General features: G+C 52.9%; 15 protein-coding genes. 5 read left to right on the forward strand and 10 right to left on the reverse strand.

Features of this window, described 5'->3' with window-relative positions:
- Nucleotides 1-20: 20 nt before the first annotated feature.
- Both FD737_RS22600 and FD737_RS22605 read left to right on the forward strand, forming a co-directional pair.
- On the forward strand, nucleotides 21-866 hold the full coding sequence (locus tag FD737_RS22600; RefSeq protein ID WP_160834637.1) for an ABC transporter permease: 846 nt from the start codon (nucleotides 21-23) through the stop codon (nucleotides 864-866).
- Nucleotides 866-1,651: an ABC transporter ATP-binding protein gene (locus FD737_RS22605; protein ID WP_058959180.1), complete on the forward strand. Its 786-nt coding sequence runs from the start codon at nucleotides 866-868 to the stop codon at nucleotides 1,649-1,651. Before FD737_RS22600 ends, FD737_RS22605 begins: the two co-directional genes overlap by 1 nt.
- Before the next feature lie 144 nt (nucleotides 1,652-1,795).
- On the opposite strand, the gene FD737_RS22610 is transcribed toward FD737_RS22605, so the two are convergent.
- The 5 genes from FD737_RS22610 to FD737_RS22630 are packed head-to-tail and all read right to left on the reverse strand — an operon-like array spanning nucleotide 1,796 to nucleotide 6,751.
- Nucleotides 1,796-2,461 carry an ABC transporter ATP-binding protein gene (locus tag FD737_RS22610; RefSeq protein ID WP_097118691.1) on the reverse strand — a complete coding sequence of 222 codons (666 nt, stop codon included), beginning with the start codon at nucleotides 2,459-2,461 and terminating at the stop codon, nucleotides 1,796-1,798.
- Nucleotides 2,454-3,287, reverse strand: coding sequence for an ABC transporter ATP-binding protein (locus FD737_RS22615; protein ID WP_160834638.1), 834 nt, complete (start codon nucleotides 3,285-3,287; stop codon nucleotides 2,454-2,456). Before FD737_RS22615 ends, FD737_RS22610 begins: the two co-directional genes overlap by 8 nt.
- Complete coding sequence (locus FD737_RS22620; protein WP_097118689.1) at nucleotides 3,277-4,134, reverse strand: ABC transporter permease; 858 nt, start codon at nucleotides 4,132-4,134, stop codon at nucleotides 3,277-3,279. Before FD737_RS22620 ends, FD737_RS22615 begins: the two co-directional genes overlap by 11 nt.
- Complete coding sequence (locus FD737_RS22625; RefSeq protein WP_097118688.1) at nucleotides 4,131-5,183, reverse strand: ABC transporter permease; 1,053 nt, start codon at nucleotides 5,181-5,183, stop codon at nucleotides 4,131-4,133. Before FD737_RS22625 ends, FD737_RS22620 begins: the two co-directional genes overlap by 4 nt.
- The gene (locus tag FD737_RS22630; RefSeq protein ID WP_160834639.1) at nucleotides 5,183-6,751 is read right to left on the reverse strand and encodes an ABC transporter substrate-binding protein; all 1,569 of its coding nucleotides are present in this window, start codon (nucleotides 6,749-6,751) and stop codon (nucleotides 5,183-5,185) included. Before FD737_RS22630 ends, FD737_RS22625 begins: the two co-directional genes overlap by 1 nt.
- Nucleotides 6,752-7,554: 803 nt before the next feature.
- Between FD737_RS22630 and mgtA the strand changes: the two genes are divergently transcribed.
- Both mgtA and FD737_RS22640 read left to right on the forward strand, forming a co-directional pair.
- A complete protein-coding gene (gene mgtA / locus FD737_RS22635) occupies nucleotides 7,555-10,278 on the forward strand; it encodes a magnesium-translocating P-type ATPase (protein WP_160834640.1) in 2,724 nt (907 codons plus the stop codon).
- Between the two features lie 159 nt (nucleotides 10,279-10,437).
- Nucleotides 10,438-11,115 carry an SDR family oxidoreductase gene (locus tag FD737_RS22640; protein WP_160834641.1) on the forward strand — a complete coding sequence of 226 codons (678 nt, stop codon included), beginning with the start codon at nucleotides 10,438-10,440 and terminating at the stop codon, nucleotides 11,113-11,115.
- A 39-nt stretch (nucleotides 11,116-11,154) separates the two neighbouring features.
- Here the strand turns inward: FD737_RS22640 and FD737_RS22645 are convergent, their stop codons facing one another.
- Both FD737_RS22645 and FD737_RS22650 read right to left on the reverse strand, forming a co-directional pair.
- Entirely contained in the window at nucleotides 11,155-11,811 is a 657-nt protein-coding gene (locus FD737_RS22645) for an epoxyqueuosine reductase QueH (RefSeq protein WP_160834642.1), read from the reverse strand.
- Between the two features lie 116 nt (nucleotides 11,812-11,927).
- A complete protein-coding gene (locus FD737_RS22650; protein WP_038645311.1) occupies nucleotides 11,928-12,284 on the reverse strand; it encodes a hypothetical protein in 357 nt (118 codons plus the stop codon).
- A gap of 286 nt (nucleotides 12,285-12,570) precedes the next feature.
- Here FD737_RS22650 and FD737_RS22655 point away from each other — a divergent pair, with 286 nt between their 5' ends.
- Complete coding sequence (locus FD737_RS22655; RefSeq protein ID WP_160834643.1) at nucleotides 12,571-12,921, forward strand: NIPSNAP family protein; 351 nt, start codon at nucleotides 12,571-12,573, stop codon at nucleotides 12,919-12,921.
- A 90-nt stretch (nucleotides 12,922-13,011) separates the two neighbouring features.
- Here FD737_RS22655 and FD737_RS22660 read toward each other — a convergent pair whose 3' ends face one another.
- The 3 genes from FD737_RS22660 to FD737_RS24220 form a co-directional block, all read right to left on the reverse strand.
- Nucleotides 13,012-13,866, reverse strand: a complete 855-nt coding sequence (locus FD737_RS22660; protein ID WP_160834644.1) for a PA4780 family RIO1-like protein kinase — start codon at nucleotides 13,864-13,866, stop codon at nucleotides 13,012-13,014.
- A 115-nt stretch (nucleotides 13,867-13,981) separates the two neighbouring features.
- Nucleotides 13,982-14,278 (reverse strand): contact-dependent growth inhibition system immunity protein, encoded by a 297-nt coding sequence (locus FD737_RS22665; RefSeq protein WP_160834645.1) that lies wholly within the window; start codon nucleotides 14,276-14,278, stop codon nucleotides 13,982-13,984.
- A gap of 8 nt (nucleotides 14,279-14,286) precedes the next feature.
- Nucleotides 14,287-14,592, reverse strand: coding sequence for an RNase A-like domain-containing protein (locus FD737_RS24220; RefSeq protein ID WP_306301154.1), 306 nt, complete (start codon nucleotides 14,590-14,592; stop codon nucleotides 14,287-14,289).
- Between the last annotated feature and the right edge of the window lie 1,500 nt (nucleotides 14,593-16,092).

Genomic DNA, 16,092 nt, shown 5'->3' on the forward strand with positions numbered 1-16,092 from the left:
GCAGGAGAAAGGAGATGGAGATGAGTAAAAGCCAACCCGCGACTCCGCCAGCAGCGCTGCCGGAGGCGCCGCAGCGCTGGCACAATCCGTTGATGGTGCCGCTGAAAGCGATTTCGCTGCACTTACGTGTCGCGCTCGGCGTGGCGTTCTTTGTGCTGTTTATCGCGGTATGGACGCTGGTAACGCTGGGCGGCATGGTGTCGCCTACTTTCCTCGCCGATCCTCTCACCATGCTGCAGCAAGGTGTGGTGCTGTTCACCGAGTACAACTTCTCGCTGGATATCGGCATGACGGTGATGCGCGTTCTGTCGGGCTTCCTGCTGGCGGCCGTGATAGGTGTGCCGCTGGGCATCATGATGGGCGCTTACAAAACCTGGGAAGCATTTCTTGAACCCTTCGTCTCCTTTTGCCGTTATTTACCGGCCTCGGCGTTTGTGCCGTTGCTGATTCTGTGGGCCGGTATCGGTGAAACCCAGAAGATCCTGGTGATCTTTATTGGCTCCTTCTTCCAAATCGTCTTGATGGTGGCGGTCACGGTGAGCGGCGCCCGTCGCGATCTGGTGGAAGCGGCCTACACGCTGGGCTGCAGCAACCGCTCGATCGTGCGTCGCGTGCTGATCCCCGGTGCTGCACCGGGCATTGCTGAACTGCTGCGCCTGGTGCTCGGCTGGGCGTGGACTTACGTCATCGTTGCCGAATTGATCGGATCGGAAAGTGGCATCGGCCATATGATCGTCGACAGTCAGGCATTGCTGAATACCGGGCAGATTATCTTCGGCATCATTGTGATCGGCTGCATTGGCTTGATCTCTGACTACTTGTTCAAAGTGCTCAATCGGCGCTTGTTTGCATGGAGCACCCTGTAATGAAACACAGCAAACTCAACGTGCGCGGCGTCGAGCGCATTTTTACCGGCCCCAAAGGCGAGCAAACTCAGGCGCTGCAGCCGATTCATTATCAGGTGGAAGAGAATGATTTCATTACCATTCTCGGCCCTTCGGGCTGTGGGAAATCCACTCTGCTGCGCATCATCGCCGGACTGGATACGCCCACGCGCGGGGAAATCTGGCTGGATGGCAAAAGCGTGGAAGGGCCGGGCGCCGATCGCGGCATGGTGTTCCAGAGCTATACGTTGTTCCCATGGCTGACGGTGGAGGAGAACATCCGCTTTGGCCTGCAGGAGCGCGGCATCAGTGCAGCGCAGCAGAAAGAGCGCAGCGACTACTACATCCAGCAGGTGGGATTACGCGGCTTTGCCCAGCACTATCCGCGCCAGCTCTCGGGCGGCATGCAGCAACGTACTGCGATCGCCCGTGCGCTGGCCAACGATCCCAAAGTGCTGTTGATGGATGAGCCGTTTGGCGCACTGGATAATCAGACGCGCGTGATGATGCAGGAGCTGTTGCTGTCGGTGTGGGAGCAGTCGCGCAAGACTGTGCTGTTCGTCACCCACGATATCGATGAAGCAATTTTCATGGCTAACAAGGTAGCGATTTTCAGCGCCCGGCCGGGCCGCATCAAGCAGGAGGTAGCAGTGAATTTCAATAATGGGCGCGATTACACCATTAAAACCTCACCCGAGTTTATGGCGTTAAAGGCCGAAGTGACCGAGTCGATTCGCAGCGAGACGCTGCAGGCGATGGCGCATTAAGCAGAGATCATATTTGGCGTAAATTGAATGGTGCATCAATTTACGCCTGTCCGTGGCGGCACGATGGAGCATGCATCTGTTTGCGATATGATCGCTTTAGATGCGGATGAAAAAATCGCGCCGCAACGGTTGAGTGAAAATGCGTTAACCGACAATCCGACCCAACGCCATATGTGCCGCGCGGTCGCACATATGATCGATTACATCGGGATCGTGGCTCACCAGCACCATGGTCAATCCGTCATTCTGCTTCAAATCGTTGAGTAGATTGAGGATCTCCGCCTGCACCGACATATCCAGCGCCGAGGTTGGCTCATCCAGCAACAGGATTTTCGGCTCCAGTAGCAGGGCGCGCACAATCGCCACGCGCTGACGCTGGCCGCCGGACAGCTGATGCGGATAACGATCCGCCAGCGCTGGATCCAGCCCGACATGGCGAAAACCCTGATTGATGCGGTCGTTGATATTATCGCGCTTCAGCATCTTCAACGGTTCGGCCAGGGTGCGGCGCAGACGATGGCGTGGATGCAGCGAGGCATACGGATCCTGAAACACCATCTGCACATCACGACGCAGCGGGCCGGTAAAGGCTTTACCCGGTTGCACGTCGGTGCCCGCCAGTTGCATGCTGCCGCTCCAGAAGGGATTCAGTCCGGCCATCACCCACAGCAGCGATGACTTGCCGCAGCCCGATGGCCCGACCAGGCCAAAACACTCGCCCGCGGCCACCTGCAAGGATACGTCATGCACCACGGTGCGCAGTTCATAACCCTGCTTATGCGACACGCTCAGATTGTTTAACTCAATCATTGCTGGCCTCCAGCGCAGCACGATCCAGCACCGGCAAGCGTTCACCGTGCGTGGCTTTGCTCGGACGACAGGACCATAGCGTGCGTGTGTAAGGATGAGTCGCATTAGATAGCTCTGCCGCAGGCAACGTATCCAGCAATTTGCCTTTGTACATCACCATCACGCGATCGCAGTGCTCAGAGACCTGCTGCAGATCGTGGCTGATCAGCAGTAAGCCCATATTGCGCTGCTCCACCAAACGACGAATCAGTGCCAGCACCTGATCGCGCATCGCATGATCAAGCGCCGAGGTCGGTTCATCGGCAATCAGCAGATCGGGATCGGTGATCAAAGCGATCGCCAGCATCACACGCTGCCCCATGCCGCCGGAAAGCTGATGTGGATAACGCTTCATCAACTGACGGGGATCCGGCAGACCGACCGCATCCAGCATCTCGCACACTTTCTCTTTACGTTCGGCACGGCTCAGTTTGCGGTGTAGTACCAGCGGTTCTTCGACCTGCCAGCCAATAGTGCGAGTCGGGTTGAGGGCGTATTTCGGATCCTGCATCACCATCGCGACTTTGCCGCCGCGCAGGGCGATCCAGTCGCGTTCGCGCAGGTTGAGCGCATCGGCACCCACCACCTGTAAGCGATCGGCCTGCAGCTGCAATGAAGGAGAGAGCAGTCCCATCAGCGAGCGGGCCGTCAGTGATTTGCCCGAACCGGATTCACCCACCAGCGCCACGCGCTCACGGCCTATTTGAAAGGCGATATTATCCACTAACAGCGTATCTTCGCTGCGGATGGTCAGCCCCTGCACATCAATTAACAGATCATTTGGCATGACGGGTATCCAGTCGGTCGCGCAGGCCATCGCCTGTCAGATTAAACGCCAGACTGGCGAACAGAATCGCACCGCCGGGGGCGGCAGCCACCCACCATTGGTCGAAAATCACTTTACTGCCTTCCGCCACCATCGAACCCCATTCAGCGGTTGGCGGTTGCACGCCCATGCCCAGGAAGCCCAAGCCCGCAGCGGAGAGAATGATGCCGCCGAGGCTCAGCGCCGCGCGCACCACGGCGGTTGGCAAACACAGCGGTAGAATGTGCCCGAACATCAAACGCAAACCGGTAATGCCCTGCATGCGTGCGGCAGCCAGATAATCACTGCGGCGCAGCGCCAGGGTTTCCGCACGTGCCTGACGGGCAAACGGTGGCCAACTAGTGAGTGCCAGCGCCAGTGCGCCGTTCATCAATCCCGGACCGAGCATGGCCACCAGCGCCAGCGCGATCACCAGATTCGGCAGCGACAGGAAGATATCCGTGATGCGCATCAACACGCGTTCGGTCCAGCCGCCCACATAGCCGGCAGTCATCCCGACCAGAAGTCCCACCGGAATGGTCAGTACCAGAATCAGTGACACCAGCAGCAGCGTAGGACGCGCACCGTAAATCACGCGAGACAGTAAATCGCGGCCAAAGCCATCGGTGCCAAACCAGTGCAGCGCGGAAGGGGCCTGCAAACGCTGGGCGATCACCTGGGCGTTAGGATCAAAGGGTGCCAGCAGCGGGGCAAACAGCGCCATCGCCACCACGATCACCACCAGTGTCAGACCGATGGTCAGTGAAGTCACGCGCGCACGGCGGCGGCGCGGACGAACTGTCTCCAGTTCAGAGAGTTGTTGAGTCATCGGGTTCTCGGATCGGTTAACCAGGTGAGGGCATCGGCCACGGCATTAAGCAGAATAAAGCAACTGCCAATCAGCAGGGTCGAGCCGAGAATCGCTGGTGTATCAGAGGAAAACAGCGCGTTGGTCATGTAGCGTCCGACACCGGGCCAGGCGAAGACCGTTTCGGTTAACACCGAACCTTCCAGCAGGGTGGCGTAGGAGAGGGCGATGACCGTGATCAGCGTCCCCAGCACGTTGGGGAAGATGTGACGCAGCAGGATGCGAGTCCGCCCTGCGCCTTTGGCGCGCGCCAGAATCACATACTCTTTGCTGCTCTCTTCTAACAGCGCGGCACGCAATAAGCGTGTAATACCGGCCATCGCCAGTAAGCCAAGAATCATCACCGGCAGCCACAGATGGGCAATCGCATTGCGGAACATCTCTGGATCGCCAGATAGCCAGCTATCAATCAGCACAAAGCCGGTTTTCGGCTCCAGCGTGTAGATCCAGATATCATCCAACTGTCCCGGCCCGGCAGACCAATGCAACACCGCGTAAAACAGCAGCAGACCCAGCAGACCCAGCCAGAATACCGGAACGGAATAGCCGAGCAGCGAGATAAAGCGCGCTACGTTATCGATCACGCTGCCCGGCTTCCACGCGGCCAGCAAGGCTAAAGTGATGCCAAACACGGCGGCAAAGATCATCGCACAGGTGGCGAGTTCAATGGTGGCGGGGAAGGTGCGCATCAGATCCGTGCTGACAGGCTGATTGGTCAGATGCGAAAGCCCTAAATTGCCCTGCGCCAGATGGCTGATATAGCGCCAGAACTGTACCAGCACCGGCTGGTCGAGGCCGAGATCGTGGCGCACCTGTGCATAGGTGGCTTCGCTGGCGTGATCGCCGGCGATTTGCTGCACCGGATCAACCGGCGACAGGTGCGACAGCATGAAAGTGAACGCTAACAAACCAATCAACGTCACCAGCAGCGATAACAGGCTGGTGACCAGACGGCTAAAACGTTGCCAGAGTGGCCGGGCGAACCCGGCCTGTGAAGCAGACACTGCCATTACTTAGAAACCTGCGAGTAATGCACCATGTCTGGGTTAATCCCCTGCACATAGCCTTTCAGGTTATCGCGCAGCGCAATCAGGTTGCGCGCCTGCAAGCCGATCACGTATGGCGAGTTCTTCAGCACTTCGCGCTGCATCGCCTGGTACAGTTCAACACGCTTGTTGCTGTCCGCTTCAGCGGTGGCGGCCAGCGTCTGTTTACTCAGCTCTGGAATATGCCAGTCTGAACGGTAAGCAATGGTTTTGCTGCCATCTTCCGGGTTGTAAGCAAATGAAGCAGCGTTGGTATTCGGATCGAAGTAGTCCGCGCCCCAGGCGTTCAGTGTCGCTTCATACTGATGCGCTTTCACGCGAGTAGAGACTTCAGAACTCAGGCCCGGCTGCACTTCGACTTTCACGCCACCTTTGGCAAAGCTGCCCTGTAATGCCTGCGCAATGTCGAGGTACGGCGGTTGATTGCTGGTCGAGAGCTTAAAGCTGACGTTGGTTAAACCTGCTTTCTTGAGAATCGCTTTGGCTTTCTCCGGATCGTAGGTGTACGGCGTGTCATTCAACGCACCGAGGAAACCTTTAGGCAGGAAGGTTTGATGTACTTCGAACTGGCCTTTCAGCAGGTCGTTAGCAATACCTTTGTAGTCGAACAGGTAACGCGCCGCTTCCCACAGTGCCGGGTTCTTCAACACTGGATTCTCACCGACGTTGAACTGAATATAGTAGAGCGAGGCCATCGGAATCGCTTCGGTCTTCACGCCCGTTTTGCCTTTCAGCGCCGCAATTTGGTCTGCGCCGAGGTTACGAGCAATATCCACATCGCCCTGTTCCAGCAGCAGACGACGCGCAGCAGGTTCCGGCACGTTCTTGATCAGAATGTTTTTCAGCTTCGGAGCGCCCGCCGGTGAGGTCGGGTTGGCGGTCAGCAGTACCACTTCATGCAGCACCACTTTACGAATCTGATAAGGGCCGCTACCCGCTGAGTGGGTGCCTAACCACGCATGACCGAAGTCACCGTTTTTGGCATTCGCCTGTGCAGTTTTCTCATCCACAATTGAAGAGACCGGCGCAGACAGCAGGCTCAGCACATAGGCCGGGCTGACGTTGGCGCTCCAGCTAATCTGCACATGGTTGTCATCGACTTTTTTCAGGAAGGTATCGACGTTGTCTTTATTCCAGCCGAGCTGCGTCAGAATAAAGGAAGGATCGAGGTTGAGTTTCACCACACGACCCAGCGAGAAGATCACATCTTCCGGACGAAGCGGGTTACCACTGGCGAATTGCGCGCCTTCGCGCAGTTCAAAGGTCAGGCTGCGATTGTCACTGCCTGGCGTCCAGGAGGTGGCCAGCGTTGGCTTCAGATCGGTGGGATTGGTCGGATCCGACTGAACCAGACGTTGATAGATGTTAGTGAATGCTTGCACTGTGGTGAGTTCAAAGCCCTGTGCCGGATCGAAGCTATCTGCATCATCAGTCGACTGCGCAATCACCAGCGTATCTTTTGGTGTTGCGGCCTGAGAGGAGAAGGCGGCTACCAGCGATAAAGCCAGCAGTGAGGGAATGATTTTTTTCATGTTGTTTCCTTGCCTTAAAAAAGTAACGCGAGTTTACGAGAGCGCAGTAATGAAGAATAGTCAATTTATGGCTATGCATATGCCTTACGGTTCTAAGCGCGGCGGATTGGTTATAAGCCTGTTAAATATGCTGTTATTGTTATCGCGCCGCGCAGTGCTACAGACTCGCTAATTTTTGTCCTTTCATCAACCAAATTACAACGGAATTTAAACTCGTTGCTGAACGGAAATAATTAACTTTACTTCGAAGTCTTCAGGAATATAATGGCGCCAACTTCAAACAGGAGAATTCAGTTGGACAGTCACCCTTTTAGATGGCAACACAAGGCAAGCTGACGCGCGAATTCTTTTGTCGCTGCTTGCCAACACGGCGGGCAGCAATCCTCTCTTCTCTCTGATGATTGTTCCCCTTTAAACGACAGTAGCGGGTTGATGCCCGTGGGGATTTCATTATGCACATGATTTTAAACGCACTTTTTCCTCCACCTCGATGCGCGCGCTGATTTTCAGCGTGCATAATTAACCGCTGTTTTAGCGCGTTTTGGCACGTCCGTGCTCAGGCTACCTGGCAAATCTGGACTGACTGAAGATCGCTCTCAGCGGCATCATTGACATCGTCATCGCTATTTCTCGTTATTTTAACGAGCGAATTTCTTCGTCTTTTATTTACGGGAGGTCATATGGAAATTCCCGATAGGTTATTTTTAATCATCTAACGCATCGTCGTTAATTTAATTTATCCCCGTTAATGTGCTCCCCGCACAGGGACTGTTATTGCCGTAAAAAAATAGAGGAATGTCATCATGACTGACATGAAACTCAACCAGGAAAAAAAATCCTGGAGCAACGCCCGCCCGCAGCGTCAGAAAACGCCGCGCTATCTGATTGAAGATGAAGCAGGTTTCACCGCCGATGAAACCCTGGTTCGCCTGCGCAGTGATGCGCTGGGCCTGAGCGAACGCGAAGCCGAAGCGCGTCTGGAGGTTTATGGCCGCAATCAGGTGGCACATGATAAAGCGCCCCCAGCACTGATTCAGTTGCTTCAGGCGTTTAATAACCCGTTCATTTATGTGTTGATGGCGCTGGCGGCGGTGAGTTTTTTCACTGACTACTTGCTGCCGTTGCGTAAAGGCGAGGAGACCGACCTGACCGGTGTCATCATCATTGTGACGATGGTAACGCTCAGCGGTTTGCTGCGCTTCTGGCAGGAGTTCCGCACCAATAAAGCCGCGCAGGCGTTGAAATCCATGGTGCGCACTACCGCTACCGTACTGCGTCGGGAATCTGCCCAACAGCCCCCGGCTAGACAGGAAGTGGATATTGCCACTTTAGTCCCCGGCGACATTATCTATCTATCGGCTGGCGATCTGGTGCCTGCCGACGTACGTTTGCTGGATTCGCGTGACCTGTTTATCAGCCAGGCGATCCTGACTGGTGAATCACTGCCCGTTGAGAAATATGACGTCACGGGCCACGTCACCAGCAAAGGCGCGGGAGCGAGCGATCACGGGGCTTCACTGCTGGAACTCGGTAGCGTGTGTCTGATGGGCACCAACGTCTCCAGCGGCAGCGCCAAAGCGGTGGTAGTGGCAACCGGCGGCGAAACCTACTTTGGCAGCCTGGCGAAATCGATTGTCGGTAATCGCTCGCAAACTGCTTTTGATCGCGGTGTGAACAGCGTCAGCTGGCTGCTGATCCGCTTCATGCTGGTGATGGTGCCGGTGGTGCTGCTGATTAACGGGCTAACCAAAGGCGACTGGCTGGATGCGTCGTTGTTTGCGCTGGCGGTTGCGGTCGGTCTGACGCCGGAAATGCTGCCGATGATTGTCAGCTCGAATCTGGCGAAAGGTGCGATTGCCATGTCACGCCGCAAAGTGATTGTGAAACGGCTGAATGCGATTCAAAACCTCGGCGCGATGGACATCCTGTGTACCGATAAAACCGGCACGCTGACCCAGGACAATATCATTCTTGAGCATCATCTGGATTGCGCCGGGGTGGAAAACTCTCGCGTACTGATGCTGAGCTGGCTCAACAGCCACTATCAGAGCAGCACGCCGAATCTGATGGATCGTGCGATTCTGCGCTACGGCAAGGATCGTGTAACGGCGGACATGGGCGACTATTACGCCAAAGTGGATGAGTTGCCGTTTGATTTTGTGCGTCGCCGTGTTTCTGTTGTGGTGCGCGATCGTCGTCTGAATCAACAGATGCTGATCTGTAAAGGCGCGGTAGAAGAGATGCTGAGCATCGCTACGGCTGAGCGTGAAGGAAAACTGGTTCAGCCGCTGGATGAAAAGCGCCGTGCAGAATTGTTAGCTCTGGCACACCAGTACAACGAGCAAGGTTTCCGTGTATTGCTGGTGGCGAGTCGTGTACTGGAAGAGCCGGGCTTGCAGCAGGCATTGAGTGTGGCGGATGAACAAGGGTTAACCGTGGAAGGGTTGCTCACTTTCCTCGATCCACCTAAAGAGAGTGCCGCCAAAGCCATTAACGCGCTGCGTGAAAACGGCGTCAGCGTCAAAGTGCTGACCGGCGACAACCCGGTGGTCACCGCACGTATTTGCCAGCAAGTCGGTATCGACAGTGGCGATATCGTGACTGGCGATCAGATCGCGATGATGAGCGACGAGCAACTGGCAGAGGCGGCAGCGCACAGCGCGGTGTTTGCCAAACTGACGCCGCTGCAGAAATCTCGCATCTTGCGTGCATTGCAGCAGCAAGGACACACCGTCGGTTTCCTCGGCGATGGGATTAATGATGCGCCAGCCCTGCGTGATGCCGATGTCGGGATTTCAGTGGATAGTGCAGCAGACATCGCGAAAGAGTCTTCTGACATCATCCTGCTGGAAAAAGATCTGATGGTGCTGGAAGAGGGGGTGATGAAAGGACGCGAAACCTTCGGCAACATCATCAAGTATCTGAACATGACCGCCAGTTCCAACTTTGGCAACGTGTTCTCTGTGCTGGTGGCGAGCGCCTTTATTCCGTTCCTGCCAATGCTGGCGATTCACTTGCTGATTCAGAACCTGATGTATGACCTGTCTCAGCTGGCGCTGCCATGGGACAAAATGGACCGTGAATTCCTGCGCAAACCGCGCAAATGGGACGCGCGCAATATCAAACGCTTTATGCTGTGGATTGGGCCTACATCATCAATCTTTGATATCACGACTTTTGCTGTGATGTGGTACGTGTTTGCCGCCAACACGCCGGAAATGCAGTCACTGTTCCAGTCCGGTTGGTTTGTAGAAGGATTGCTGTCGCAGACGCTGGTGGTGCATATGCTGCGCACCCAGAAAATTCCGTTCATCCAGAGCCGTGCTGCACTGCCGGTGCTGCTGACTACGGCGTGTGTGATGATTGCAGGCATTCTGCTGCCATTCTCCCCGTTGGGACACATGGTGGGATTGACCCCGTTGCCCTGGGCTTACTTCCCATGGCTGGTCGCGACCTTGTTAGGTTACTGCGTGGTCGCACAGGGCATGAAAATGCTCTACATCAAACGCTTCGGCCAGTGGTTCTAACTCCATGGAGGTGCTATGCGGAATCGGAATCTTAATAAGGTGGTGTGCCATCTGCTAATCATGATGGTGGTGATTGTTGTGCTAACGTTGGTGTTTCGTTAGTCAAACCAAGGGCAGGTTATCCTGCCCTTTTTGCCTTTTAACTGCGGGAAGGGACAAATGAGCCAAACAAAACGCGCGTTAATTATCGGTGCTTCAAAGGGGATTGGACTGGCGGTGGTGCAGCAACTGCTGGCCGATGGCTGGGACGTCACGGCCACTTATCGCAGCACTGCCGTTTCCTATCAGCATGAAAAACTGCGCTGGCTGCCACTGGATATCACCGTTGCCACACAGCGTGAGCAATTACTTCAGCAGCTCAAAGGTGAGCAATTTGACCGCGCGCTGATCAATGCCGGGATTCTCGGCCCGGATTCAATGGAATTGATCGCCACTCCCGATGATGAATTGATGCAACTGTTTATGACCAACAGTGTTGCACCGGTGCGTATGGCTGAAGGCCTGCTACCCTTGCTGTCGGAAAAACAGGGCGTGCTTGGTATCACCACATCTCGTCTCGGCAGCCTGACGGAGAATGCCGAGGCGATTCGTCCGTATTACTCTGCCAGTAAGGTGGCGCTGAATATGCTGAGCCGTGCACTACTGCAGCAGATGGATCCGCGTGGCACAACCTTGCTGTCACTGCATCCGGGCTGGGTGAAAACCGATATGGGCGGTGATGATGCGGATATTACTGCGGTGGAAAGTGCTCAGGGATTATTGGCGCAACTGAACCGTTTTTCCGGTCAGGGCGGACATCATTACGTCGATTACAGCGGCAGGCAATTAGCCTGGTGAGAGTAAGCGCCTGCTAACCGATGCCAGCAGGCTAATTGTTTATTCGTCGGGCTGGTAGTACTGCACACCAATTTCAATGCGTTCGCGCCCGCTGGCCACGCGATGGCGATTGCTGTCGCGTAGCGAGTAGATGCAGCCGCAGTACTCCTGCTGATAGAAACGCTCGCGCTTGCTGATCTCAATCATGCGTGATGATCCACCGCCTTTACGCCAGTTAAACTCCCAATATAGCATGTCAGGATAGTGCGCTGCTGCACGCACACCGCAGTCATTAATCTGCTTCATGTCTTTCCAGCGCGAAATGCCCAGCGAACTGGTGATCACCGGGAAGCCATTTTCATGTGCATACAGCGCAGTGCGTTCAAAGCGCATTTCGAAACACATGGTGCAGCGTACGCCACGCTCCGGTTCCCACTCCATGCCGCGTGCCCGATCAAACCAGTTATCTTTATCGTAATCAGCATCCACGAAGGGCACACCAAACTGCTCGGCAAAGCGGATATTCTCCTCTTTACGCAGCTCATACTCTTTCAGCGGATGAATGTTTGGGTTGTAGAAAAAGATGGTGTAATCGATACCGGAAGCCAGCATCGCTTCCATCACTTCTCCCGAACAAGGGGCGCAGCAGGAGTGCAACAGCACTTTATTGTGACCGTTGGGTAAAGGCAGCGGTTGGCGTTTGAAGTTGTCAGACATAAGAAAAAATGGTTAATGAGTGTTGAGCGAAGTGTAAGTCGATATCGAGCCGGACGCAAAGCGGCAAAAACGAAAAAGGCCGCAATCGCGGCCTTTCGGGATTCTGTCAGAAGAACTTATTCAGTCACTTTCTTCTTCAGATCGCTGGCACCTTCTTTGGTTTTGTTCCAGCCTTTAGTCGCACCTTCTTTGGTAGCATCCCACCCTTTTTCAGTGCCTTCTTTGGTTTTGTTCCAGCCTTTCTGTGCGCCTTCGCTCACTTTGCTGCTGGTGCTGTCGCTCTTACCTTCAACAGCATGCTTGGCTTTCAGCTTCTGCTCTTCGCCCTGATGCTGCGCCTGATGCAGCTTCTCTTTGGCGGTGTTTGCGCCCGCTTGTGCGTTCGCGACGGTGTCGTCAGTTGCATGTGTGGTAGCGGCAAAAGCCGAAGAAGCCAGCAGCAGGGCAGATACAGCAATAATTGTCTTTTTCATGAATATTCCCTCATCAATCGCTCTATGAGTTATGAGCGTAGTTAACAATGGCACGCTCAGCCAGAATTGGCTCCAGGAATAACCTTAATTGAATCATCGAGTTTGGATGGTGCGAGAAATGAGCATTTTAAGCCATGCTGCTATGTGCTCAGCCTGAAGGCACTTCAGGCAAGCCGATGAAAGTTGTGAGTCGCCTCAGCTTTAGTGGATCTGACACTGTATCTTTTTCTGGTAAAGGGTAATTTTAGTGCCGCCATAACCACAAAAAATGTCTTAAGGATGAGAGATGAAAAGTAGAGTTGTTGAAATCCTGCAATATCGGTTGAAAACAGATACAGGCAGAACCTTCCATCGAATCATGCGAGATATCAGTGTTCCTCTGCACGTCGAGCAGGGAATTGATGTCGTCGCTTACGGTTGTTCTCTCCATGATGCTGATAGCTATTTTCTTCTTCGAGCATTTGAAAATGAAGAGGAAATGCACGATGTTCTGGAAGCATTTTATGCCAGCGAGGCGTGGCGTTCAGGGCCGAGAGAAGCCATCATTGAACGTATTGAGGTGAGTCTTAAATCTGTGCTGCTGCTTTCACCCAGCGCAATTGATGAGATGAGAAACAGCTTTTTAGCCTGGCAATGAGAGTGACGGGCTGCACATGTATCTGTTTAGCAGATGAAATTTGAAGAGTGGTTTTACTATAACTTGAAGCCAGCGAATCAGGCTGGCTGACTATTCTTCATCCCGCTCTTTAGCCGCTCGCTGGCGATCGTAATACTCATCTTCCGCAGAAATGATTTCATCCAGCAGGGAGTCCATATCCACATCATGAACTTCTTCTACAAAGAGGCCGGTTAAAGCAGTTTCAGGCGTTAACTTGCCATCTTCAAACAGCTGCCAGATTTCCTTCGCATAACGCGTTTCTAAAATCTGCGGGGCAAACTGACCGTAATATTCGGTGATGTTATTCACATCGCGCTCAAACATTGATTCGGCGTGGTTGTTTGCTGAAGCATCCACCGCTTGAGGCAGGTCGATGATCACTGGGCCATGCTCATCTTGCAAAACGTTAAACTCTGACAGATCGCCATGCACAATGCCGGCACACAACATGCGTACGATATTGCGAATCATGGTGGCGAAATCAGTCAGAGCTTCCTCTTGCGACAAAATCACATCGCTCAGACGTGGTGCTACTGCGCCATCTGCATCAGTGACCAGCTCCATCAACAGTACACCGTCGAGGCACATATAGGGTTCAGGCACGCGAACGCCGGCTTTGGCCAGGCGGAACAGCGCATCGACTTCTGCAGTATGCCAGACTTCCTCTTGCTGCTTGCGTCCGAATTTGGAGCCTTTTTGCATTGCACGCGCACTGCGGGAGTTGCGGACTTTGCGCCCCTCCTGATATTGCACGGCCTGCTTAAAGCTACGCTGAGAAGCTTCTTTGTAGACTTTAGCGCACTGGACTTTGCCGCCGCACATGACAGTGTAAACGTCAGCTTCTTTGCCGCTTTTCAAGCGCTGAAGCACGTTATCAATCAGGCCGTCATCGACCAGCGGTTGGATTCGGTTTGGAATTTTCATGCAGCTTTATACCGCATTTCAGGGGACTCACGCATTAAGAACATGGGGCATAACAGAAGAAAAGCCAGACGCATGGCATTATGAGCAGGGGATGGATTCAGTATCACCCTACCTCTCATTTCTCTAGCGAGATTTGACGTACTGTTATCAGGAATTCACGCGCGGTGGTGTCCCAAAGCTCAGGTGAGAAATCACACTCATAGCGTCGCTTGAACTCCTCCTCTACGCCATCATCATAGGCGGAGATAAAATCATCGACTTCTTCTGCGAGGTCTTTAAGCATCCAACCTGGGGCTGTTTTTTTAAAGAGCCTGACTATTCCTTCAACTGTGTCTTCGCCATCATTAATGATGTCGGCGTCCTGGTTGACATAACCAAAAATCAGTTGATCAAGAAAATGGAAATTTTGCATTTTGCACCTTAAAGAGACGGGAACGCGGTAAGAATGTAGTAGGGTTTTCCATTAAATTGTTGAAATTCAATGACCACTCTCACATTTGTCATGGCTATCCGCTGGCTGTCTCCTCGTTTGAAGCCGTAGCCAATAGTTTTCCCTGCTGCATTACGAATAGTCAATCTGACACCTTTCTTACCACCTGAGAGAACAGACTTTATGACGGCTCTATTAGCAAAAAGCGCTCTCGATATTGCTTCCTCTGCTATCTGGAGGTTAGTAAAGGTGGTAGAGAACGTTAAACGCTTATTGGTTTCAAAACGGGATAACAATTCTGCATCGCTTTTGCCAACGTGTGTGGAAAGCGTATGCCCTCCGGGTTTTAAGCCCCGTCATCGATTCATGCTCAATCAGTTTGATGCGACCCGCTCTCACCGATGCTAACCGGGTTGCACTAATACTAAATGCAAATCCTGGTGGAACAGCGATGTCGACAGTCAGGCCGATTTTTATCGCAGTTTCGTCATCCGCGCCAAAGGATTTTGCCATTGCCTCAGCTGCTTTGTACGTTGCCGTTCGGGTATTTCTGCCCACAATAATCTGATTAGCAGCAGCATGAATACTGGGCACAAAAAAGCCCGCAAGGCTTGCGCCGTGCGGGCTTTCAGGACTTCAGCGGACGGCTCTGGAACCGCCGCGAAAGGATTTTGGTGGGCTGGCGGAATCTGAATAAGCTTCGCAAGCTAATGAAATTAAGTGGTTTTCGTTAATTCAACTTTGTTCCGTGTACCTAAACGTGTACCAATTATTGGATCTCATACCCCGGAACGGCTTTGCTAGGATAATTAACGGCCAACCTAAAATCCAAAATAAAATGATTTTACGAAAAAGTGTTCACACTGTTCACTTTTGATTTTAATTGATTAAATTCAAGATATTAGATGGTGAAGGGTTTGAGGCGAGATGTACACTAGTGTGCACTAAGGGTGATCTTAGCTGAGGTTATCAAAAACAGCTTCACTAATATGTGCAATGTGGCTGTTCAGGTGTTGCATGCTGGTAATGGCCATTTTTAGCCAGAAACGGGCGTTTAGATGTAATTAGTTACCCAGAGCAGATGCACAACGTATAACTAGCAAACGCGCAAATTCATCAGCCTTTATTTCCATAGTATGGATAGTTAAAGGCGTGAAACGGACATTTCGCTGCCATAACTCGCTTAGGGTCTCTGCTATAAGCGGCCAAGGATATTATGGTAACTCGTTGTCGGATAGACAGAAGTTGACAGACGGTGTAATGTTAGAACCAGAAAATCTGAGTTCCGAGAAGCCATCCTTACGGGGTATTCGGGGCTCATATGTAAAAAATTTGAGTCGTGGCCTATGAAAAATTGCGGTGTAACAGCTGTGATTCTATTAGATAGATTTGTTGACTGATTTTCTCGATTTAAACGCCAATTTTGGTAAAAAACTTATGGCCGACTACGATTTAGGTTTTAACCGCGTCCTTCTCGACAAGACCCGCAAGTGTGAATACAGCGCCATCCGTCTGAATTGGCCTGAGTATGACTATTGTTGCAAGCTTGGCACGGACGTGCTACGCCTAAAGCCTCAATCTTTTTTCATCATAAGAAGATGCTCAGCTAAAAGAAATTGCGAGAATCATAGCTAATTGAACATTAACAACATTCAGTGGGAAATCATTTTGAATCGCTATGGGTTTAACAGACACCTCAGAGTCATTTAAGATGGCTTAAAGAGAGGTGCCCATGAGCGGTAAGCGTTATCCAGAAGAGTTTAAAATTGAAGCAGTCAAACAGGTTGTTGATCGTG

The sequence above is a fragment of the Pantoea sp. Seng genome, assembly GCF_009829935.1.
Taxonomy (GTDB): domain Bacteria; phylum Pseudomonadota; class Gammaproteobacteria; order Enterobacterales; family Enterobacteriaceae; genus Pantoea; species Pantoea communis.

What these genes read in the sequence shown, in the direction of transcription:
- FD737_RS22640 (WP_160834641.1), top strand. Translation starts at nt 10,438, where the DNA reads ATGAGCCAAACAAAACGCGCGTTAATTATCGGTGCTTCAAAGGGGATT.
- FD737_RS22600 (WP_160834637.1), top strand. Translation starts at nt 21, where the DNA reads ATGAGTAAAAGCCAACCCGCGACTCCGCCAGCAGCGCTGCCGGAGGCG.
- FD737_RS22630 (WP_160834639.1), bottom strand. Translation starts at nt 6,751, where the DNA reads ATGAAAAAAATCATTCCCTCACTGCTGGCTTTATCGCTGGTAGCCGCC.
- mgtA (WP_160834640.1), top strand. Translation starts at nt 7,555, where the DNA reads ATGACTGACATGAAACTCAACCAGGAAAAAAAATCCTGGAGCAACGCC.
- FD737_RS22625 (WP_097118688.1), bottom strand. Translation starts at nt 5,183, where the DNA reads ATGGCAGTGTCTGCTTCACAGGCCGGGTTCGCCCGGCCACTCTGGCAA.
- FD737_RS22610 (WP_097118691.1), bottom strand. Translation starts at nt 2,461, where the DNA reads ATGATTGAGTTAAACAATCTGAGCGTGTCGCATAAGCAGGGTTATGAA.
- FD737_RS22605 (WP_058959180.1), top strand. Translation starts at nt 866, where the DNA reads ATGAAACACAGCAAACTCAACGTGCGCGGCGTCGAGCGCATTTTTACC.
- FD737_RS22665 (WP_160834645.1), bottom strand. Translation starts at nt 14,278, where the DNA reads ATGCAAAATTTCCATTTTCTTGATCAACTGATTTTTGGTTATGTCAAC.
- FD737_RS22650 (WP_038645311.1), bottom strand. Translation starts at nt 12,284, where the DNA reads ATGAAAAAGACAATTATTGCTGTATCTGCCCTGCTGCTGGCTTCTTCG.
- FD737_RS22615 (WP_160834638.1), bottom strand. Translation starts at nt 3,287, where the DNA reads ATGCCAAATGATCTGTTAATTGATGTGCAGGGGCTGACCATCCGCAGC.
- FD737_RS22645 (WP_160834642.1), bottom strand. Translation starts at nt 11,811, where the DNA reads ATGTCTGACAACTTCAAACGCCAACCGCTGCCTTTACCCAACGGTCAC.
- FD737_RS22660 (WP_160834644.1), bottom strand. Translation starts at nt 13,866, where the DNA reads ATGAAAATTCCAAACCGAATCCAACCGCTGGTCGATGACGGCCTGATT.
- FD737_RS22620 (WP_097118689.1), bottom strand. Translation starts at nt 4,134, where the DNA reads ATGACTCAACAACTCTCTGAACTGGAGACAGTTCGTCCGCGCCGCCGC.
- FD737_RS22655 (WP_160834643.1), top strand. Translation starts at nt 12,571, where the DNA reads ATGAAAAGTAGAGTTGTTGAAATCCTGCAATATCGGTTGAAAACAGAT.